22 protein-coding genes and 1 tRNA gene are annotated in these 18597 nt (G+C 70.6%); 13 read left to right on the top strand and 10 right to left on the bottom strand.

The genetic code is table 11. The features are described 5' to 3' along the window. The first annotated feature begins 71 nt into the window (after positions 1–71). Both ASG51_RS05370 and ASG51_RS05365 read left to right on the top strand, forming a co-directional pair. Positions 72–359 carry a hypothetical protein gene (locus tag ASG51_RS05370; RefSeq protein WP_056379567.1) on the top strand — a complete coding sequence of 96 codons (288 nt, stop codon included), beginning with the start codon at positions 72–74 and terminating at the stop codon, positions 357–359. Positions 360–362: 3 nt separating this feature from the next. Continuing rightward, complete coding sequence (locus tag ASG51_RS05365) at positions 363–1133, top strand: helix-turn-helix domain-containing protein (protein WP_347379727.1); 771 nt, start codon at positions 363–365, stop codon at positions 1131–1133. A gap of 40 nt (positions 1134–1173) precedes the next feature. Here ASG51_RS05365 and ASG51_RS05360 read toward each other — a convergent pair whose 3' ends face one another. Together ASG51_RS05360 and ASG51_RS05355 are read right to left on the bottom strand one after the other, a co-directional pair. Next, positions 1174–2478 (bottom strand): lipopolysaccharide biosynthesis protein, encoded by a 1305-nt coding sequence (locus ASG51_RS05360; protein ID WP_056379562.1) that lies wholly within the window; start codon positions 2476–2478, stop codon positions 1174–1176. Positions 2479–2500: 22 nt separating this feature from the next. Beyond that, on the bottom strand, positions 2501–3502 hold the full coding sequence (locus ASG51_RS05355; RefSeq protein WP_056270742.1) for a GNAT family N-acetyltransferase: 1002 nt from the start codon (positions 3500–3502) through the stop codon (positions 2501–2503). A 201-nt stretch (positions 3503–3703) separates the two neighbouring features. Between ASG51_RS05355 and ASG51_RS05350 the strand changes: the two genes are divergently transcribed. Continuing rightward, a complete protein-coding gene (locus tag ASG51_RS05350; RefSeq protein WP_056379561.1) occupies positions 3704–4483 on the top strand; it encodes a polysaccharide deacetylase family protein in 780 nt (259 codons plus the stop codon). Positions 4484–4491: 8 nt separating this feature from the next. After that, entirely contained in the window at positions 4492–5616 is a 1125-nt protein-coding gene (locus ASG51_RS05345) for a glycosyltransferase family 4 protein (RefSeq protein ID WP_056379624.1), read from the top strand. Positions 5617–5629: 13 nt separating this feature from the next. Here ASG51_RS05345 and ASG51_RS05340 read toward each other — a convergent pair whose 3' ends face one another. Continuing rightward, positions 5630–6454 carry a WecB/TagA/CpsF family glycosyltransferase gene (locus tag ASG51_RS05340; protein ID WP_056379559.1) on the bottom strand — a complete coding sequence of 275 codons (825 nt, stop codon included), beginning with the start codon at positions 6452–6454 and terminating at the stop codon, positions 5630–5632. Positions 6455–6510: 56 nt separating this feature from the next. After that, entirely contained in the window at positions 6511–7776 is a 1266-nt protein-coding gene (locus tag ASG51_RS05335; RefSeq protein ID WP_244480068.1) for a glycosyltransferase family 4 protein, read from the bottom strand. A 672-nt stretch (positions 7777–8448) separates the two neighbouring features. Between ASG51_RS05335 and dps the strand changes: the two genes are divergently transcribed. After that, positions 8449–9003 (top strand): DNA starvation/stationary phase protection protein Dps, encoded by a 555-nt coding sequence (dps, locus tag ASG51_RS05330; RefSeq protein ID WP_056270740.1) that lies wholly within the window; start codon positions 8449–8451, stop codon positions 9001–9003. Positions 9004–9191: 188 nt separating this feature from the next. On the opposite strand, the gene ASG51_RS05325 is transcribed toward dps, so the two are convergent. The 3 genes from ASG51_RS05325 to arsH all read right to left on the bottom strand — a co-directional run bounded on the left by ASG51_RS05325 (position 9192) and on the right by arsH (position 11318). After that, positions 9192–10073, bottom strand: a complete 882-nt coding sequence (locus ASG51_RS05325; RefSeq protein WP_056379557.1) for a hypothetical protein — start codon at positions 10071–10073, stop codon at positions 9192–9194. A gap of 111 nt (positions 10074–10184) precedes the next feature. Next, positions 10185–10436 (bottom strand): DUF2171 domain-containing protein, encoded by a 252-nt coding sequence (locus tag ASG51_RS05320; protein WP_056212438.1) that lies wholly within the window; start codon positions 10434–10436, stop codon positions 10185–10187. Between the two features lie 84 nt (positions 10437–10520). Beyond that, positions 10521–11318 (bottom strand): arsenical resistance protein ArsH, encoded by a 798-nt coding sequence (gene arsH, locus ASG51_RS05315; RefSeq protein ID WP_056379555.1) that lies wholly within the window; start codon positions 11316–11318, stop codon positions 10521–10523. Between the two features lie 47 nt (positions 11319–11365). On the opposite strand from arsH, the gene ASG51_RS05310 reads away from it, so the two are divergent. From ASG51_RS05310 to ASG51_RS05295, 4 genes are all read left to right on the top strand, one after another. Then, on the top strand, positions 11366–11713 hold the full coding sequence (locus tag ASG51_RS05310) for a metalloregulator ArsR/SmtB family transcription factor (protein ID WP_056212433.1): 348 nt from the start codon (positions 11366–11368) through the stop codon (positions 11711–11713). Continuing rightward, positions 11713–12138, top strand: a complete 426-nt coding sequence (gene arsC, locus ASG51_RS05305; RefSeq protein ID WP_056353059.1) for an arsenate reductase (glutaredoxin) — start codon at positions 11713–11715, stop codon at positions 12136–12138. Before ASG51_RS05310 ends, arsC begins: the two co-directional genes overlap by 1 nt. 129 nt (positions 12139–12267) lie before the next feature. Then, on the top strand, positions 12268–13563 hold the full coding sequence (locus tag ASG51_RS05300; protein WP_056379553.1) for an arsenic transporter: 1296 nt from the start codon (positions 12268–12270) through the stop codon (positions 13561–13563). A gap of 113 nt (positions 13564–13676) precedes the next feature. Further along, on the top strand, positions 13677–13970 hold the full coding sequence (locus ASG51_RS05295; RefSeq protein ID WP_156389581.1) for a hypothetical protein: 294 nt from the start codon (positions 13677–13679) through the stop codon (positions 13968–13970). A gap of 2 nt (positions 13971–13972) precedes the next feature. Here ASG51_RS05295 and ASG51_RS05290 read toward each other — a convergent pair whose 3' ends face one another. Both ASG51_RS05290 and ASG51_RS05285 read right to left on the bottom strand, forming a co-directional pair. Next, positions 13973–14353, bottom strand: a complete 381-nt coding sequence (locus ASG51_RS05290; RefSeq protein ID WP_056379550.1) for a TonB family protein — start codon at positions 14351–14353, stop codon at positions 13973–13975. A 254-nt stretch (positions 14354–14607) separates the two neighbouring features. Continuing rightward, positions 14608–15033, bottom strand: a complete 426-nt coding sequence (locus ASG51_RS05285; RefSeq protein ID WP_244480067.1) for a DUF3291 domain-containing protein — start codon at positions 15031–15033, stop codon at positions 14608–14610. A 747-nt stretch (positions 15034–15780) separates the two neighbouring features. Between ASG51_RS05285 and msrA the strand changes: the two genes are divergently transcribed. Then, positions 15781–16299 (top strand): peptide-methionine (S)-S-oxide reductase MsrA, encoded by a 519-nt coding sequence (gene msrA, locus ASG51_RS05280; protein WP_056379546.1) that lies wholly within the window; start codon positions 15781–15783, stop codon positions 16297–16299. Between the two features lie 397 nt (positions 16300–16696). On the opposite strand, the gene ASG51_RS05275 is transcribed toward msrA, so the two are convergent. After that, positions 16697–16772 (bottom strand) — tRNA-Thr (locus tag ASG51_RS05275). A gap of 225 nt (positions 16773–16997) precedes the next feature. Between ASG51_RS05275 and ASG51_RS05270 the strand changes: the two genes are divergently transcribed. From ASG51_RS05270 to ASG51_RS05260, 3 genes are read left to right on the top strand one after another with little or no spacing between them, the layout of a single operon-like run. Continuing rightward, complete coding sequence (locus ASG51_RS05270) at positions 16998–17471, top strand: TerB family tellurite resistance protein (protein ID WP_056218101.1); 474 nt, start codon at positions 16998–17000, stop codon at positions 17469–17471. A gap of 13 nt (positions 17472–17484) precedes the next feature. Then, positions 17485–17883 (top strand): CidA/LrgA family protein, encoded by a 399-nt coding sequence (locus ASG51_RS05265; RefSeq protein WP_056353085.1) that lies wholly within the window; start codon positions 17485–17487, stop codon positions 17881–17883. Continuing rightward, positions 17880–18596 carry an LrgB family protein gene (locus ASG51_RS05260; RefSeq protein ID WP_056353088.1) on the top strand — a complete coding sequence of 239 codons (717 nt, stop codon included), beginning with the start codon at positions 17880–17882 and terminating at the stop codon, positions 18594–18596. The genes ASG51_RS05265 and ASG51_RS05260 overlap by 4 nt, the downstream gene beginning before the upstream one ends. Position 18597 lies beyond the last annotated feature (1 nt).

Below are 18597 nucleotides of genomic sequence, written 5' to 3'. Positions count from 1 at the left end.
TGGGCGAGTCCGGCGGGCGTCCCCAGTCCACGACGGCCCTCGACGCGGCGCCGACCCTCGAACGAGATGCGATGTCCGAGAATTCCGCTCCGGGAGATCCCGCATCCGAAAATCCCGCGTCCGACGATCAGGCCGCCGCGATCCCGTGCGACCGGTTCCGCTTTCCCGCCGATCCGGACCGGTGGGCGCGCGCCTGGGAGGAGCATCTGGCGTCGATCTACGCGGTGACGGTCGCCCGCGATGCCGACCTGTCGGCGGGCTTCGGCCTGACGACCTACCATTTCGGGTCCGTGCTGCTCGGCAGCGTCTCGGCGCCGGTCCAGCGCCTGGAGCGCAACGCCCGCATGATCGCGCAATAGGGCATCGACCACATCCTCCTGCAGTTCTACACGGTCGGGCAGAGCAGGGTGGCGAATGGGCGCCGGGCCGCCGCGGTGAAGCCGTGGCAGCTGGTCGTCTTCGACATGGCCCAGCCGGTGGTGACCGAGGCGGAGGCCGTCTGCGCCACCAACATCATGCTGCCCCGCGCGCTCCTGGCCGAGCACGGCGCGACGATCGAGGGCCTGCACGGCCAGTCCCTCGATTACGGCGGCACGCCGGTGCGCCGGCTGTTCCACACCTTCCTGTCCGGGCTCGCCGCCTGTGCCGGGGGTTTGAGCGCCCACGAGGCCCACCACCTCGCCCGTTCGGCCGCGCACCTGTGCAGCGCCTGCTTCCAGCCGGAGGAGGGCGCCGCCCGTGCCGCGGACCAGCTCACCGGCATCGCGATCCGGCGCTTCATCGAGGCGGAATTGGGCTCGGAGGCCCTGGATGCCCAGGCGATCCTCGCCCGGTTCGGCCTCTCCCGCTCGAAGCTCTACCGCCTGTTCGAGGCCGAGGGCGGGGTCGCCGCCTACATCCGCGAGCGGCGCCTGTTGCGCGCCATGCGCCTGCTCACTGCCCCCGGCGGGACGCCGCGCGTCTCGTCCGTGGCCTACGCCACCGGGTTCTCCAGCCAGAGCGCGTTCAGCCGCGCCTTCAGCCGGCGCTTCGGCGTCCTGCCGCGGGAGACGGGCCTGGGCGAGGCCTTGTCCGGCATGGGCCGCGAGGCCCAGCCGCCCCTGTTCTCCTGGATGAAGACCCTGGCGGCCTGACGCCGACGGATGCTGGTCTCCGACGGGTCCGGCCAGGGGCTCAGCCGCCCCGGGCCGAGCGTCGGCGCAGGGTCAGGATCAGGTGGGTCGCCGACACCGCGTGCCCGATCGTGATGACGAGGGCCGCGCCGGTAATGCCGTCATAGGCGATGAGCGGCACCATGATCGCCAGGGAGACGACCAGGCTGACGACGAAGGCGCGGAAGACCGGGCCGGTCTCCTGGATCGCCCGGAAATACTGGGTCACCATATCGCGCAGGAAGATGCAGGCGACCGCCAGCGCCAGGATCCGCACGCTGGCGGCGTAGTCCGCAAAGGCCGGTCCGAAGACGAGGGTGAGCCAGGTCCCCGCCGGAAGCGCGATGGCGAGGAGGAGGAGGGCGACGACCGGGCCGAGGGTCAGCGTCGCCTTCTCGAGATAGGCGCGCAGGGCGCCCTCGCCGCCGGTCTCGTAGGCCCGCGCCGCCGCCGTGGGCAGGATGTTCTCCGTGGCGGTGAGCAAAATGATGACGAAGCCCACGAGGTACTGCGCCGCGCGCAGGCCGCCGATCGCCTCGTCGCCGAGCATGATCCCGGCGAGGATCCAGGCCATCTGCTCCTGCCCGAAGGTGACGAAGACCAGGGGGAACATCCAGCGGCCGATGCCCCAGTGCCGGCGCGCCACCGGCCCAAGGCGCAGGGCGCGCCGGGGGGCGCGCCAGATCCCGTAGGCGAGGGGGGCGGCGGTGACGAGGGCGGTCCCCGCCAGGGCCGCGGTGGCGAGGGCGGCGTCGAGGGGCAGGCCCGCCCCCCAGGCCGCCCCGAGCACCAGGGGGAAGGTGACGGCGCGGGCGGTGTCCATCGCCACGGCGACGAGGCCGCGCCCCCGGGCGAACAGCGTCCGGCGGACGGTGAGCTGGAGGTTCTGCGCCAGCGCGAGCCCGGCACCGGCGAGGACCACGCCCCACTCCACGGCGTGGTGGCGCAGGGCGAAGATGCCCACGAGGGCGAGGGCCACCCCGGCGGCGGCGGCGAGGGCGGCCAGGAGGGCCGCGGCCAGGACGGTGGCGTCGTAGGTCGGGGCCGACCGGCGCCCCTGCGCCGCGAGCGTCATCATCGGGGCGGTCACCAGGGCGTTGTGCAGCCCCTGCGCGAAGGCGGTGACGATCAGGATCAGGACGAAGAGCCCGAATTCCTCGATGCCGACCAGGCGTGCGGTGACGATGCCGCTGACGAAGCCGAAGCCGCTGACGACGGCCTGGTCGAGCAGGGAGGCCAGGGCCGGACGCCGGGCGAAGCGCCGCGCGCGGGCGACGAGCCCGGCCTCGTCGCCGAGGGGCTGGATCACGGGAGCTTGCGGGACCATCGACCTCCGGGGGATGCCTCGCTCAGCGATAGGACAGGAACGCCGCCGCGGCATCCCGCAGGCGGGGGGTGCGGCCATAGATCCAGCGCGGGCCGCTCAGGGCCGGCCGCTTGCTCAGGCCGTGCTTGAACTCGAACACGCCGCGGTTGCCCGCCGGGTCGATGCCGCCGAAGTCGAAGGTCTCGCGGCCCTCCGCATGGGCCTGCTCGACGAAGCGCCAGACCGCCAGGGTGGGCGCGGCGCAGGCCCGGGCCCGGTCGTTCGAGGCCGTGTAGAAATCGGTGAAGCGCCGGCCCGAGACGTGGGCGATCCGCACCAGGACGCGCTCGCCCTTCTCCCGCACCTCCAGGATGCGGTGATGGGGATCGCGCGCGACGAGGTCGCGGAAGAGCGGTCCGTCGAGGCTGTCGCGGAATCCCTTCTGGGCCTGCAGCGCGCCGTACATCGTCCAGAACGCGTCGAAGGCCGCGAGGCGCTCGTCGAGGTCGGTGAGGAAGCGGGTGGTGAGATCCGGGTTGCGCTCGGCCTTGCGCAGGGCCTTGCGCCAGCGCTGGTCCATCGCCTGCAGGAGCGGCGCGGTGCCCCCCGTGAGGTCGAGTTCCAGGGTGAAGTATTTGGCCGACTGCGCCGGCACGAAGCCGTGGCCCAGCAGGGCGAGGAGGATGGCGTCGGACTGGAAGTGCTCGAAGCTCACCGCCAGGAGATCGAGGCGCCCGAGGGCGAGGTGCTCCAGCAGGAGGGCGACCACCGCCTCGGCGTGCTTCTCGCCCTTCTCGGTGAGGAGCGGGCAGCCCTGGAGCAGGACGAACCGCACGAAGCCCCGGCGCTTCACCTGAACCTGGATCAGCCCCACCGGCGCCTCGCTGGCGTCGCGCACGATAAGACGCGTCACGGCCCAGCCGACCTGAGACTTGTACGCGCCCCACATCCACGAGGCGAAGACGTTGCCGTTCGGCAGAGCCCAGATCGCTTCGTCCCAGACGGCCGGATCCAGGCAGGGACGGATGCTCAGTGCCGCGCTCATTGGAGCTTCATGCCTCGTGTCCTCGACGCATCCCTCGCGGGGACGGGCCTTCCTACGGCGAAACGCTTGTCATCCCTTCCTGCCGACCGGAGATCTCCCGCCCAGACTGCGAAGATCCTTAATTTAACGCTGTTGGCGAATGCTGCCGGGGATCGGTGTCCCATCCGTGCCGCCCGGCCGCGAAGCTGCTAACGTCCCGGGATGCCGAGGACGCTCGAACACTTCATCCGCGACACGCCCGTCCTGCGCGAGGCGGCCCTGCGGGTGCGGGCGCTGTCCCGGTCGATGGCCGCGGCGCCGGCGGGTCTCTACACCCTGTGCTACCATCATGTCGCGCCGGGCGAGCAGGCAGGCTTCGCCCGGCAGATGCGCTTCCTCGGCCGCCACGGCACGTTCGTCACGGCGGACCGGGCCGCAGACCTCGTCGCGAGCGGCACGGCCGGGCAGGGCCGCCACTTCCTCGTCAGCTTCGACGACGGCTACGCCGACACCCACGGGGTGGCGCTCCCCGTGCTGCGGGCGCTGTCGATCCCCGCGATCGTGTTCCTGGTCAGCGACTGGGTCGACGCGCCCCCCGGCGGGGACCGGGCCGGCTACATGGACCGCGCCGCCGTGGCCGACTGGCTCGCCGCCGGGCTCGACGTCGGGTCGCATTCGGCGAGCCACCGCAACCTCGGGCGTCTCGCGGCGACGGAGGTCGCCGGGGAACTGGGTCGGTCGCGCCGGGACCTGGAGGCGATGACCGGCCGTCCGGTCCGGCACTTCGCCTGCCCCTGGGGCGTGGCCGGCACCGACTTCGACCCGGGCCGCGACCCGGCCCTCGCCCGCGACGCCGGCTACCACAGCTTCCACACCACCCGCCGGGGCGTGGCCCGGGGCCCGGAGGATCTGCTGCTGATGCCCCGCCACGTCCTCGAACCCGCCTGGGGGCTCTACCAGATCGATGCCCTCGTGGGCGGGCCGACGCGCGCCGCCCGATGATCCACGCGATGAGCCGCCGCGCATCCGGGCGCCGCGACGGACCCGTCGTCATCGTGATCGGCGCCCGCGCGCCCTACATGCACCGCCTCTACGAGCGCCTGGGAGCGACCCTGGACCGGCCGCTCCACGTCCTCGCCTGCAGCGCCCGGGAGGCGGCCCGGCACTGGGAGATGCCCGAGCCCGAGGCCTATCGCTTCGCCGTGGTGCCGGGGCTGCGCTGGTACCGCAGCGCCGTGAGCAACCTCTACATCAACCCCGCCATCGTGCCGCGTCTCGCGGCCCTGCGGCCCAGCCTCGTCGTCGTCAACGACTTCGCCCCCACCATGCTGATGGCCGTCGCCGCGGCGCGGTGGCTCGGGGTGCCCTACGGCCTGCGCACCGACGGGGTGCCGGAGACCGATCCGGGCCGGCGCTCGCGGCCGCACCGTGCGATGCGGCGCCTGTTGGTGCCGGGGGCGCGCTTCGGCCTCGGAGCGAGCGCCGGCAGCCTCGCGCTCCTCGAAGGCTACGGCCTCCCCGCCCACCGCCTCGCCCTGGCGCCGCTTTTCCCCGCCTGGGAGCCCGGCCCGGCCGCCACGACGCCGGAGACGGAGCGCCCCTACGACCTCCTGTTCTGCGGCATCCTGAACGAGGACGTGAAGGGCGCGCGCTTCTTCACCGACGTCGTCCTTGCCTGCCAGGCCCGGGGCCGGACCCTGCGGGTCCGGGTCGCGGGCGACGGCCCCCTGCGGGCGGAGATGGAGTCGCGGCTGGCGGCGGCCGGGATCGCGGCCCAGTTCGACGGCTTCGTGCAGCAGGCCGACCTCGGGGCCGTCTACGCCTCGGCGCGCCTCTTCCTGTTCCCGAGCCGCGGCGACGTCTGGGGCATCGTGCTGCAGGAGGCCCTGCAGAGCGGCGCGGCGGTGCTGGCCTCGCCGCATTCGGGCGCGGCGCGCGAGCTCGTGGCAGCCTGGGATTGCGGCGAGGTCCGCCCCCTGACGGTGGCGGGCTGGGCCGAGGCGGCCCTGGCGCTCCTCGACGATCCCGCCCGGCGCGCGACCTATCGCACCCGGGCCGTCCCGGCCCTGGCGCGGTTCTCCCTCGAGGCCGCGACGGGGGCCTATCGCGCGGCTTTGGCCCCTGTCGTCGGCTGAGGGGCGCCCGGTCTCAGACCGGCCGGACCCCGCCCGGGCGCGGGGCGCGCTTGGCGCAGCGGGCCCGGTCGAGGGCCACGATGGCGAGGAAGCGCGGCACCACCTGGGCGTAGCGGGCGCGCAGGCGCCGGGGCTCCTGGATCAGCCGGTAGAGCCATTCGAGGCCGCACCAGGTCATCAGCCGGGGCGCGCGCGGGATCGTGCCGATGTTCACGTCGAAGGCGGCCCCGACCCCCATGGCGATGACGCCGGGCAGGGCGGGCGTGTGCGCCTGCATGAAGAGTTCCTGCTTGGGCGTGCTCAGGCCGATCCAGAGGATCTGGGTGCCGTTGGCGCGCAGGCGCGCGTAGAGGTCCTGGGCCTCGGGCTCCGTGAGCGGCCGGTAGGGCAGGGTCTCGGCCCCCGCCACGGCGAGACCCGGCGCGCGCCGGGCCATCTCGGCGGCGAGCTTCTCGGCGACCCCCGGCCCGCCGCCGAGGAAGTAGTGGCGCCAACCCGCCTCGAGTCCCGCGCGGCACACCGCCTCGACGGATTCGATGCCCGGCACCTGCGCGATGGCCGTGTGGCCGCGCAGGCGCCCGACCCAGGCGAGGGGCCGCCCGTCGGCGCAGACCAGCAGGGCGGCGTCGTGGGCGGCGCGCACCTCCGGCTCGTCCTGCGCCCGCACGATGCCGTGGGCGTCGCGGAAGACCACGAAGGTCCCGGGTGCCGGAGCCTGCCGGCTCAGGCGGCGCCGGAGCGCGTCGACCAGGCCGGCCATGTCGGTGATCGAGATCGGAACGCCGCCGAGGAGGAAGTGGGGGACGTCCGGGTCGTGGCCCCAGGCGCGCACGGGCATGTCATGGTCCGGTGTGAGAGGGCGCGAAGTCAGAGGGCGCGAAGTCAAAGGGCGCGTCATGCGGCAGCCCGGGGCATGGCGGCGGAACGGGTGGCGATGGCTTCGCGGTAGATCGCGAGGGCGCGCGCGGTGACGGCGTCCTCGGTCCAGTCGCGCTCGTAGGCGAGGCGGGCGTGGCGCCCCATCGCCCGTGCGGCGTCGGGGTCGTCGACGATGCGGTCGAGGGCCTGGGCGAGGGCGTGGGGATCGCGGGGCGGGACGAGGAGGCCGGTGCGGCCCTCCGTCACGAGGTCGGCGAGGGCGCCGATGCGCGCGGCGACCACCGGCGTGCCGAGGCTGAACGCCTCGGCGATCACCATCGGCAGGCCCTCGTACCAGTGCGAGGGCACCACCAGGGCGGCCGCCCGCGCCATCGCGGCCTGCACGGCCGTGGGGTCCTGTGGGCCGAGCAGGGTCAGGCCGGGCTCGCGGGCGAGGGCGTCCGCCTCGGGCCCTTCGCCGATGACGGTGATCGGGGCCCGGGTCAGGCGCGCGGCCGCCCTCAGGGTGCCGACGCCCTTCTCGGGCACGAGCCGTCCGACGAACAGGATGCCGGCCCGGGGGCCGCGCGCGTCGAGGCCCGGATCGGCCAAACCGTTGGGCTTGATGCGGATGCGGCTCTCCGGCAGCCCGGCGGCGAGGAAGCGGGTGCGGGCGAAGGGCGTCAGCGCGATGAAGCGGTCGACGTCCCGTTCCCAGGTGCCGGCGCGCCGGTGCACGTCGATCATCCGCGCCACGGCCAGGGACCCCAGGCGGGACCCGCGATAGCAGGCGTGACGCACCGCCTGGTAGGGCGAGCCGGTCACGCAATCCTCGCAGGGGCGGGACTCGCGCATGAGGATGCCGTTGGCGCAGGTCACGCGGAAGTTGTGCAGGGTCTGGACGGTGGCGACCCCCTCGGCCCGGACCGCGGCGTGCATGCCCGGCGACACCTGCGGGAAGACGTTGTGCGCGTGCACCACGTCGGGGCGGAAGGCGCGGACGGCCTCCACCACGGCGGCGATCCCGCGCGGGGCGTGCGGCGCTTCGTAGGCGGTGCGCAGCCGGTCCCAGCCCGTCCGGATCGCGGCATTGTCGAAGAACAGGGTCTCCACGACCTGCCCGGCGCGGCGCAGGCTCGCCACCTCCTGGGCCACCACCGAATCCTCGCCACCGCGCACCTGATAGCGGTTGTGAACCACGAGGATGCGCAGGGGCGCGGCCGTGACGGGGCCCGCGGGCGTATCCCGCCGGTCCGGAAGCGCTGTGGTCGGACGACGCTGTGCGACTTCTGGTTCCATCATCGCAGGATGCCAAGCCACGGAGAATGGCAGCGGGGCTGCCGGCGAAGAGCGAGACGATCGTGACGTGATCGTCGGTGTTTTGCAAGAATAACAGCGTGTCCTTTAAGATTTCACACCGCGGAACGACAAGCATTGTAAACTACCGTTCACCAAGATCTTACCAAGTTTGATTGCGTTGCGGCAGAACCCGTCGACCACCATGCATCGCCCCGAATTGTGGGCCCATCGGCGAGTCGTTTCGCGGTCGGGCCAGCGACAAAGAGTCGTCGTTCAAGATCAGGGGAGCGCCTTGGACTGTCAGTCCGGCTTCTCCGGGGCCAACGCCGTTTCAGCGTGGCCGTTCGCGCCGGCGGCGCGAAAGCCAATTTATGGTTGACGATCGCCCGCCCGTGCCGCGCCGGCCCGGTCGTGCGGGATTCGGGCCGGATCGGATCGGCCGGCCCATGCGGGAATCGCATGCCGCGGGGTGTGATCCCCGCAGATCAGGGATGCGCGACCACAGGGCCAGGAACATGGGCCGGGGCCTGTCGTTGATGGGGCAGACTGATCGCACGGGCGGCGCATCCCGCCTGCCCGAGATCATGTTCCGCCGACATCGGAGGCTCGGCGTCGCGACCGCGCAGGCTGCGGGATGAGCGACGCGCCTTCCATGAGACTTGAAGGACGAACCGAATGGCCGATTCCAAGACCCAAGCCGGAAACCAGCGTCTCCACGAGACCCAGAACGGTACGAAGTCCAACGCGAAGAAGGTTTCGATCGAGGTGCTCAACGCGCGCCTGTCGGACGGGATCGACCTCGCCCTCGACGTGAAGCAGGCGCACTGGAACCTGAAGGGACCGCAGTTCATCGGCATCCACGAGATGCTCGACGGATTCCGGACCGAGCTCGACGACTACAACGACAAGGTCGCGGAGCGCATCACCCAGCTCGGCGGCACCGCCCGCGGCACCGCCCAGGCGGTCGCATCGGCCTCGCAGCTGAAGGCCTACCCCCTCGACGCCTACGCGATCGCTGACCACCTGGCCGCACTGATCGACCGCTACGGCGTCTACGCCAACGCGGTGCGTCAGAACATCGACGACACCGACGAGGCCGGTGACGCCGGCACCGCCGACCTCCTCACCGAGGTGTCGCGCGGCGTCGACAAGCAGCTCTGGTTCCTCGAGGCCCACGTGCAGGAGCCGACCGGCGCCCTGCGCGACGGCGACCACGCCGGCCAGCGCTGAGCGCCAGCCAAGAACCGACGGATCGGGGGACGCCACGCGGCGTCCCCTTTTTCAAGGACGGAGTGCCGTGAACGGACGACCGATTCCCTTCGGTGGTCGCGAGACCTCCCAACCACCGTCCGGCGTCCTGTGCGGGTCTCGTCTCCTTCTGGGAGAGGGAGCTCGTTGCGTCTCGCAGGGGCGGCCGGTCACCGACGCCGTCCGACCGCCCCAGTCTCCAGAAACCCGCTCGCGATCCGCGAAAACTCCGGCGTGCGCAGGTAGCCGTAGGATTTGTGGTGGTTCGCCTCGCCCGTGGGCCGCCGGTAATCGTTCACCACCCGGTGATCGGCGATGGCGACCCCGGTGTCGCTGGGAGCGTAATCCTCCGCTAGGGTGCCGGTGACGGTGGCGATGTCGTTGCCGTCGGCGAGGTTGGTCCAATGCTTCAGGTTGTTCGGCACCCGGGTGGCGCCGAATTCGCTCGCGATCTTCATCTTCACCTTCGCGAGACCGAGGGGCGAGCCGACCGTGATCAGGTGGTCGACGCGCAGGTCCGGCGCGTCGCGCTCCAGCTGCCGCAGGACGTCGTAGGCGATCACCGAGCCCATGGAATGGGCGACCAGCAGGATGCGGTGGTCGTGAAATGCGGCGAGGCGCTCGCTCAGGCGGGTCCGGACCTCCGCCGCGAAGGCGCGTTCGCCGTGGTAGTGCCAGAGATCGTCGAAGCGGTGCTCTAGGATGACGTCGTCGACGAGGGTGACCCCCGTCAGCCCCTCGATGCGGTCGATCCCGGCATACAGGGTGGCCAGCACGTCCTGACCCGTCAGCCTCGGTGCATCCTCCTCGGCGGGGAGGGGGTCGGAGGTCGCCTGAGGGCGGTAGGGCTCGGCGAGGGCGTCGCTGGCCAGCGGCGTCTCGTAGCGCAGGTCGGCCCAGTAGACGAAGGCGAAGGTGAATGCGGCGCCGTCGACGCCTTCGTTGCGCGCCAGGCCCTCGGCGATGGCGTCCCGCCACCAGCGCGTCTTCTCATCGACCGGCGGCTTGTTGGCCAAGCCGTGGATGCCGACGATGACGCTGGGCCGTTCCATGATGTCCGAGGGCGTCCTGATCGTGGGGGGCGGTTCTGCCGCGCTCACCGGGGAACTAGGGTCGATGGCGCGGCCGGCGACCGGGCGAAAGGTCGCCCGGCGGGAGGGCGCTCAGCCGGCATCTTCCCAGTAGCCCCGGACATCGGCCGCCGTGGCGGTGAGGTGGACCTGCTCGTCAACCCGCTCGACCCAGGACAGCGGCAGCAGGTGGTGGCGGCCATGGGCCGCCGGATCGGACCGCGTCAGCTTGATGAGGGTATCGCCCTCCATGTGGTCGACCGTCCCGACATGCAGTCCGTCCGACGACCGCACCTCCATGTGCGCCGCGATCGCCTGCGCCGTGATCTCCGATGGCTCTGCCATGTCGCCTTTCCGCCTTGGACCCTTCGTGCCACAACGGCCAAGCGCCGCCCTGGTTCGACCCCGCGGGCGCTTCGCCACGGGGCCTCAGGCGGGCCGCTTCGTGAAGCCGATATCCGCCGCCACCGCCCGGAGCCGCTCCGGCTCCCGCTCCTTGCGCTCCGAGTAGCGGTCGACGAGGTAATCGGCCCGCTCGCGGGTCAGGAGCGTGAACTTCACGAGTTCTTCGCAGACATCGACCACCCGGTCGTAGAGCGGCCCCGGATTCATCCGGCCGGCGGCGTCGAACTCCCGGTAGGCCATCGGCACCGAGGACTGGTTCGGGATGGTGATCATCCGCATCCAGCGCCCCAGGACGCGCAGGCCGTTGACCGCGTTGAAGGATTGCGAGCCGCCGGACACCTGCATCACCGCCAGGGTCCGCCCCTGGGTCGGGCGCACCGAGCCCTCCGACAGGGGTAGCCAGTCGACCTGGGCCTTCATCACGCCGGTCATGGCCCCGTGGCGCTCGGGGCTGACCCAGACCTGGCCCTCGGACCAGATCGAGAGGGCGCGCAGTTCCTGCACCTTGGGATGGTCGGCGGTTGCGTCGTCCGGCAGCGGCAGGCCGTGCGCGTGGTAGATCCGCACCTCGCCGCCCATGGCCTCCAGGAGGCGCGCCGCCTCGTAGGCCAGGAACCGGCTGAACGAGCGCTCCCGCAGGGACCCGTAGAGGATGAGGAAGCGCGGCGCGTGGGTGAAGGCTTGGCGGATCCCGAGGTCGGCGGAGGTTGGGACCGCGAAATGCGCCGCGCTCAGGGCCGGCAGGCCATCGGCGAAGGGCCGCGGGGGCCCGGCGCGATCGGTCTCGTCCCCATCGGTCGTGTTCGGATCGGTCTTGTCCAAGGGCTCGGCATCCTCTACGTTTCAATGATGTTTGAAACATTGACATCATGATGGACGAGGGGCAAGCCGTCGCCGCCTTCGCGGCCCTCGGCCAGGAGCACCGCCTGCGCATCGTGCGCCGCCTCGTCACCGCCGGGCCGGACGGCCTGGCGGCGGGGCTGCTCGCTGAGGCGGTCGGGGTCTCTGCGACCAACCTGTCGTTCCACCTCAAGGAACTGAGCCGCGCCGGCCTCGTCACCGCGCAGCGCGAAGGCCGATCGATCCGCTACCGCGCCGCCTACCCGGACTTGTCGGCGCTGATCCAGTTCCTGATGCGCGATTGCTGTCAGGGCCGCCCCGAGGTCTGCGCCCCCGCCGTCGCCGCCCTCTCGACCTGCTGCCCGGAGCCCGCCTGATGGACGTCGTCATCTACCACAACCCGGCCTGCGGCACGTCCCGCAACACCCTCGGCCTCATCCGCAACGCCGGCCTCGAGCCGCACGTCGTCGAGTACCTCAAATCGCCCCCGACCGGCGCGCTGCTGCGCCGCCTCGCGGAGCGGGCGGGCCTCACCCTCCGCGATCTCCTGCGCGAGAAGGGGACGCCCTATGCCGAACTCGGCCTCGACGACCCGACCCTCAGCGACGACCAACTCCTCGACGCCATCGCGGCGCACCCGATCCTCCTCAACCGGCCCCTGGTGGTGAGCCCCCTGGGCGTCGCCCTGTGCCGACCCTCCGAGACCGTGCTCGCCCTGCTTCCGCCGCAGCGGGGGGCCTTCGCCAAGGAGGATGGCGCCCCCGTCGTCGATGCCCAGGGGCGGCCGGCCACGAGCCTCTGATCCCGCTCGGGAGCAAGACCTCGCCGGGGAGCAAGACTTCGCCCCGGTGAAAGAACTCGCCCGGCTGAAAGAACTCGCCCGGGTGAAAGAACTCGCAAGATTTCGTCGCGACACCAACAAGAAACGCCGATGCTCGCCCTCGCCATCTTCGTCGTCACCCTGGTCCTCGTCATCGTCCAGCCGCGAGGGCTCGGGATCGGATGGAGCGCCCTCGCGGGGGCCGCCGTCGCCCTGGCCACCGGCGTGATCCAGCCCGGCGACATCCCGGTGGTCTGGCACATCGTCTGGGACGCCACCTTCACCTTCGTGGCGCTGATCGTGATCTCCCTCCTCCTCGACGCGGCGGGCTTCTTCCAATGGGCCGCCCTGCACGTCGCCCGCTGGGGCGGCGGTCGCGGTCGCCGGCTGTTCCCCCTGGTGATCCTGCTCGGCGCCGCCATCGCGGCGGTCTTCGCCAATGACGGGGCCGCCCTGCTGCTCACCCCGATCGTGCTGGCGATCCTGCTCCGGCTGGATTTCCCGCCGGCGGCCGCGATGGCCTTCATCGTCGGCTGCGGGTTCGTCGCCGATTCGACCAGCCTGCCGCTGGTCATCTCGAATCTCGTCAACATCGTTTCGGCGAATGTCTTCGGCATTTCCTTCGGCCGCTACGCCGCCGTGATGGGGCCGGTGAACCTCGTGTCCCTGGCCGCGACCCTCGCGGTGCTGTGGCTGTTCTACCGGCGCGACCTCGACACGACCTACGCGGTATACCGTCTGGACCCGCCGGCCTCCGCCATCCGCGACGCCCGCGTGTTCCGGGCGGCCTTCCCGCTTCTCGCCGTGCTCCTCGGCGCCTACTTCGTCACCGCCCCGTTCGGCGTCCCGGTCTCCGCCGTCACCGGTGCCGGCGCGCTCCTTCTGCTCGCCCTCGCGAATCGCAGCGGCGTGATTCCCCTGCGGAAGGTCCTCGCCGGGGCCCCTTGGCAGATCGTGCTGTTCAGCCTCGGCATGTACCTCGTGGTCTACGGCCTGAAGAATGCCGGCCTCACCGAACTCCTCGCCCAGGGCCTGGTCCGGCTCGCCCAGGCGGGCCCGGTGGTCGCCACCCTCGGCACGGGCGTCGCCGCCGCCCTGCTGTCCTCCGTGATGAACAACATGCCGAGCGTCCTGGTGGGGGCGCTGGCGATCCAGCAGGCCCCCGACCTGTCGCCCCTGACCCGCGATTTGATGATCTACGCCAACGTCATAGGCTGCGATCTCGGCCCGAAATTCACGCCGATCGGCAGTCTCGCGACCCTGCTGTGGCTGCACGTCCTCGACGCCAAGGGCCACCGCATCACCTGGGGCCAGTACATGCGGGTTGGCCTCCTCATCACGCCGCCGGTCCTGCTGGCGAGCCTCCTCGCCCTGGCCCTCTGGCTCCCGCATCTCGGGACGCCGTGAGCCGCCCGCGGCCTGCGCCGCGGCGCGAAATCGCTCGGCGACCAACAATCGTGAATGCGCGCTCCGGCCCGATGCCGGACCCTGTCCGCTCACCGAGGCTCCGAGGGGGTCCCATGAGAGCGGCGTTGGAGGAGGGGCTGGCGGCCCTGGAGCGGATCATCGCCACGGCCGAGGAGCGCCGGGTCGACCAGATGATCCGGATCGCCGTTCTCCTTGCCGAGGAGCAGGATCCGACCGACGCGCAGGACGCATTGCGCCGGACCGAGCGCCTCCTCAAGATCATGCGGACGCAACGGACCCTGCTGATCGGCGTCCATCCAAGGCCAACCTACCCCGTCGGGCAAGTCGATGCCTCCCTCGCGGCGGTCCTGTCCGGTCCGGCGCCGGACCGCGCCGCACGCCTGTAATCTCACCGCTGCACCTGGAGCGGGAAGCTGAGTTCCGTGGTGCCGGCCGGGGTCAGAAGCGGCGCAGGCGGTGGGCCGAACGGCCCGGCTGCCCGGACCCGGCTCCGTGCCCGTTCATCGAGATCCGGCACGCCGGAACTCCGCTCGACCTCCACCCGATTGACGAAGCCGTCGGCCGCGATCTGGACCCGCACCCCCACCGTTCGGCGCCCGCGCTTGCGCCCGGCGGGGGCTGGGCCCCGCTCGACCATATCGATCTTCGCGAGGACCGCCGACACCCAGCCCGTCACCTCCGACGAGGGGCGCTCCCGTGCCTCAAGCCCCGCGCCGCCCAAGAGCGTCGCGCCAACGCTGATCCATCCGACGACCGAGCGCAGTCTCATCGTGGGTACTCCAGCACGCTGCCGTCAGAACGTTCGACCGGTCCGGCCCGCCGGGCCATCCACCCCGCGGCGCCGATGAAACACAAACGGCGCAGGGCCTTGAGGCCGCTGCGCCGCTGGTTCTGGCCGCCGAGGGGGCGAAGGCGGCCGCAGGTGTGATGCGCCCGGATCGCCCGCGCGGATGTGCGCCGAAACACGCCCAATGCGACGTGGCCGGTTGCGGTTGCATCCACGGCGGCTTGCGGGCCTGTCCCTCACGGTGCCGAAAGTTTGATCGGCCCGCTCCGCGTCAGGCGCGGTGGACGATAGTCCAGAGTTGCGTGATGCGGACTGGGGTGCCGCACCTGGGACGGGCGTCCGTCCGCGCGCATCCGCTGATCCGCTTCGGCCCAGGATGGTGGGCCGGCCCCGGGCTGCGTCCAGTGGGCCAAGGAAGCTTCGTCACACCAATGGATCAGCTTCGGCATCGCCTGCCGATGCGGGCCGGCCATCATGTAACGGCGCATGGCAGCCTCGTCGTCCCACACCGTCATGGTCCAGAAGGTCCAGGCATGATCGGCCAGGATTGATCCCGCCCGGAACCCGGCCGCCTTCCGCGCCTGTCTCTGCGTGCGGAGGGCGTGGACGGCAAAGCCCGGCAGGAACCGAACCGAGCGGATTCTCAAGCGCGTGATACTCACGAAGGGCACGTCATGCAGTCCCCGGTCACCTCTCGTTGCGACGGTTCTTCAGGCAGATTAGACCATCAGCCGACCGAGCGGGAATTCGTCCGCCGCATGGTCCCTTCCTGTGGTTGCGGACCGATCCGGGCTTCTACGCCGTTCTCGCTTCCGACATGCCAATGATCAAGCGCTGGCAACGTGCCGAACGGCACGGTTTTTCCGGTTGTGAGATGCCGGTTCGACATCGCGTTACAAGCCGCATCTAGCCGCAACTTGATGGAGACCATGCAAACCCGGTTGGACGGCGCTACGGATCTGCGTGTTGCTTCGTTTTGGCTGCACTTGTTATGCGCGTCGAAGCCGTTGCTTCGCCTACGGTTACGCGGTGCGTTAAGGCATTTGGCGGGCGTCGCTGCCGACGCGGTACCCTGTGGACATCAACCCCCCGGCGGCGACATCACCCGCGTCTCCAGCGGGTATGGCCGCCAACCCCCTTTGCACCGGAGGACAATGCCGAGCAGGACAGCTTCCCGGTCTGGCAGTCCGGCCGTACCTCTGGGGGGACGTCTCGGTCACCCCGCACATCGGTGTAGGGGATATCGAAACACCCTGACTGCACCTACCCGCCGCACCGCGCGACGCGGCGGCAGGCCACAAACTCATCGCGACGGTGTCCCGCGACATCATCGAACGGCGGCAAAAGGCGCTGCGGCACCCTATCTATTCGCCAGCGACGTCAGGCGTCGATCCGGGAGAGAGGCAACCATGAGCCATGAACGCGCAGTCCTCGCAGGAGGATGCTTCTGGGGGATGCAGGACCTGATCCGGCGGCAGGAGGGCGTCGTGTCGACCCGTGTCGGCTATACGGGGGGCGATGTTCCGAATGCGACCTACCCGAACCACGGTACACATGCAGAGGCGATCGAGATCATCTTCGATCCCGAGCGGACGAGCTTTCGCCGGGTGCTGGAATTTTTCTTTCAGATCCACGATCCGACAACCCCGAATCGGCAGGGAAACGATCGTGGCCTGAGCTATCGCTCGGCGATCTATTACACCGATGACGCCCAACGCCGGGTCGCCGCGGAGACCATCGCCGATGTCGATGCATCGGGTCTCTGGCCCGGGAAGGTCGTTACCGAACTGGCTCCCGTCGGGCCTTTCTGGGAGGCCGAGTCTGAGCACCAGGATTACCTCGAGCGCCGCCCCGACGGCTATACGTGTCACTTCATCCGCCCGAATTGGCGGCTTCCTGTGAGGACGCCCGCTTCGCAGAATGCCTGACCGTCGGGGATCCCGCGAAGTGCCTTGTCCGAGGCGGTTGGATCGGTTGGTGGACCGGCTGGACGTCTGTCCGACCGCGAGGTTCTGGAATCACTCGGCCGGATTGGCTACGTCAGCACGGGTATCGGTCTAATTGCTGCCGTTCGCGAACGCTCCGGCGCTGCGAAGACGGGCCAACCGGACCTCCAGACCGCAAGACAGCCCCGCTGCCGCGCAGACGATCCCGTCGACCTCCGGACGAGGATCGCTCGGCGCGGTGGTTCGGTTTCGGGTCGATCGCGTCGTGACCGAGAGGGGCCTTCCCTTGCCGATGCGCTTTTCGAGGCACGCTGCGAGCCGAGACTTCGCGATGCCGATCGACCGACCGGCATGATTGTGGTGCTGCGAAAGGAGGAAGTGGTGCCGCAAGAGGGATTCGAACCCCCGACCCCCTCATTACGAATGAGGTGCTCTACCAGCTGAGCTATTGCGGCGCGGTTCCTGATCGGACGCTGATGTCCAACGGGACCGTTCGGGGGAGGGTCATATCGGTCGTGGCGTGGAATGGCAAGCTTTGACCGGCATTGTGGGCGGTGGAATGCGCGGCGAAAAGCGGTGCAGCACGGCCACGGTGCCGGGGCATCGTGACGGCGACACCGCCGGTTGCTTGACGGCCCGGTGGTCGACCTCGAAGGATTCGCGGCGTTCCGAGGATCTCCATGTCCCTGATTGCCCGACTCCGCGCCTATGCCGCCGAATCCTTCGGTCTCGGAAGCCATGCCACGGCGGCTGAGGAGGCCGATGAGCGCTTGGCAGCGATCGCGCTCCTCGTGCATGTGGCGCGGGCCGACGGTATCCTCGCCCCCGAAGAGACCGAGCGCCTCGGCCGTCTGGTCGAGGGCCGGTTCACAGAGACCAGGGCGGAGGCTGAGGCGCTAATCGCGCGGGCCGCCGCGTTCGACGCCCAGACCCGCGACATGGCACAACTCGTCGAGATGATTGGGCACGAGGTCGGGCCGGATCGGCGGGCCCGCCTCCTTGCCATGGCTTGGTCTGTGGCCGGAGCGGACGGCAGCGTTCACGAGTTTGAGGAGGCCCTGGTCTGGCGTCTCGGCGGCCTTCTCGGCCTCGATGAGGCTGCCATCGGTGAGGCCCGGCGCAGTGCCGCGGAAGGGCAGGTCTCGCTCAGTTGAGCGCGCTGCCACGATGATTCTCAGCCTCACTCTGATCCTCCTGGTACAGCTCATCGGCGAGGCGCTGGCGCGGTCGAGCCACCTGCCTGTGCCCGGACCCCTGATCGGCATGGCGTTGCTGCTGCTATTCCTGGTTATGCGGGATCGAGCCACCCACCTGGCCCCCCGAATGTTGGCGCCCCCCCTGGTGGACGGCCGCCTGGAAAGTACCGGCAAAGGGCTTCTCGCCAATCTGTCGCTGATGTTCGTGCCGGCCGGAGCCGGTATCGTCGGCCGCCTCGACGTTCTGGCGGTGCACGGCATCGCGTTGGCGGTGGTGGTCGTGGTCTCGACAGTCACCACTCTGGCCGCCACGGCCTTGACGTTCGTCGCAGTCTCGCGCTGGCTCGCCAAGCCGAAGGCGCGGCCGTGACCGGCGACTTCGCCGTTTGGGTCTATCTCTCGCGGACGCCGCTTCTGTGGCTGACCGTGACGCTGCTCGCTTACGTGATGGCCGACCGGATTGCTCTGGCGACCCGCCGCCATCCGCTCGCGAACCCAGTCCTCATCGCCATCGCGCTCACCGCTGCCGTCTTGGAGCTCACGAAGACGCCCTACGCCACCTATTTCGAGGGCGCCCAGTTCGTGCATTTTCTGCTGGGGCCGGCCACCGTGGCACTGGCGATCCCCCTCTATGAGTATCGTGCCACGGTGCTGCGCTCTCTCGCGCCGATGCTGGCAGCCCTCGTTGTTGGTTCTGTGGTCGCGCTGAGCTCGGCCTTGCTGTTGGGCCAAGCTTTCGGTATTCCCCGTGACGTCATCGTCTCACTGGCGCCGAAATCCGTGACAACCGGCGTCGCGATGGGCATCGCTCAGACACTGGGCGGAGACCCGACGCTCGCCGCCGTCATCGTCATGCTCACCGGTATGACCGGCGGCATCCTCGTCACACCGCTGATGAACGTCCTGCGCATCCGGGACATGCGGGCCCGCGGCTTCGCGGCCGGTCTCGCCGCCCACGGCGTGGGCACCGCACGCGCCTTCCAGGTGAACGAGGTGGCGGGCGCCTTCGCGGGCATCGCCCTTGGGTTCAACGCGTTCCTCACCGCGATCCTGGCACCCATCGCGGTGACGTTCCTGCGCTGAA

The organism is Methylobacterium sp. Leaf465 (genome assembly GCF_001424705.1).
Classification (GTDB): Bacteria; Pseudomonadota; Alphaproteobacteria; order Rhizobiales; family Beijerinckiaceae; genus Methylobacterium.
This window is presented reverse-complemented; position numbering and strand designations above follow the sequence as displayed.

What these genes read in the sequence shown, in the direction of transcription:
- ASG51_RS05370 (WP_056379567.1), top strand. Translation starts at nt 72, where the DNA reads ATGTCCGAGAATTCCGCTCCGGGAGATCCCGCATCCGAAAATCCCGCG.
- ASG51_RS05360 (WP_056379562.1), bottom strand. Translation starts at nt 2,478, where the DNA reads ATGGTCCCGCAAGCTCCCGTGATCCAGCCCCTCGGCGACGAGGCCGGG.
- ASG51_RS05355 (WP_056270742.1), bottom strand. Translation starts at nt 3,502, where the DNA reads ATGAGCGCGGCACTGAGCATCCGTCCCTGCCTGGATCCGGCCGTCTGG.
- ASG51_RS05350 (WP_056379561.1), top strand. Translation starts at nt 3,704, where the DNA reads ATGCCGAGGACGCTCGAACACTTCATCCGCGACACGCCCGTCCTGCGC.
- ASG51_RS05345 (WP_056379624.1), top strand. Translation starts at nt 4,492, where the DNA reads ATGAGCCGCCGCGCATCCGGGCGCCGCGACGGACCCGTCGTCATCGTG.
- ASG51_RS05340 (WP_056379559.1), bottom strand. Translation starts at nt 6,454, where the DNA reads ATGCCCGTGCGCGCCTGGGGCCACGACCCGGACGTCCCCCACTTCCTC.
- ASG51_RS05335 (WP_244480068.1), bottom strand. Translation starts at nt 7,776, where the DNA reads ATGATGGAACCAGAAGTCGCACAGCGTCGTCCGACCACAGCGCTTCCG.
- dps (WP_056270740.1), top strand. Translation starts at nt 8,449, where the DNA reads ATGGCCGATTCCAAGACCCAAGCCGGAAACCAGCGTCTCCACGAGACC.
- ASG51_RS05325 (WP_056379557.1), bottom strand. Translation starts at nt 10,073, where the DNA reads ATGGAACGGCCCAGCGTCATCGTCGGCATCCACGGCTTGGCCAACAAG.
- ASG51_RS05320 (WP_056212438.1), bottom strand. Translation starts at nt 10,436, where the DNA reads ATGGCAGAGCCATCGGAGATCACGGCGCAGGCGATCGCGGCGCACATG.
- ASG51_RS05310 (WP_056212433.1), top strand. Translation starts at nt 11,366, where the DNA reads ATGATGGACGAGGGGCAAGCCGTCGCCGCCTTCGCGGCCCTCGGCCAG.
- arsC (WP_056353059.1), top strand. Translation starts at nt 11,713, where the DNA reads ATGGACGTCGTCATCTACCACAACCCGGCCTGCGGCACGTCCCGCAAC.
- ASG51_RS05300 (WP_056379553.1), top strand. Translation starts at nt 12,268, where the DNA reads ATGCTCGCCCTCGCCATCTTCGTCGTCACCCTGGTCCTCGTCATCGTC.
- ASG51_RS05295 (WP_156389581.1), top strand. Translation starts at nt 13,677, where the DNA reads ATGAGAGCGGCGTTGGAGGAGGGGCTGGCGGCCCTGGAGCGGATCATC.
- ASG51_RS05290 (WP_056379550.1), bottom strand. Translation starts at nt 14,353, where the DNA reads ATGAGACTGCGCTCGGTCGTCGGATGGATCAGCGTTGGCGCGACGCTC.
- msrA (WP_056379546.1), top strand. Translation starts at nt 15,781, where the DNA reads ATGAGCCATGAACGCGCAGTCCTCGCAGGAGGATGCTTCTGGGGGATG.
- ASG51_RS05270 (WP_056218101.1), top strand. Translation starts at nt 16,998, where the DNA reads ATGTCCCTGATTGCCCGACTCCGCGCCTATGCCGCCGAATCCTTCGGT.
- ASG51_RS05265 (WP_056353085.1), top strand. Translation starts at nt 17,485, where the DNA reads ATGATTCTCAGCCTCACTCTGATCCTCCTGGTACAGCTCATCGGCGAG.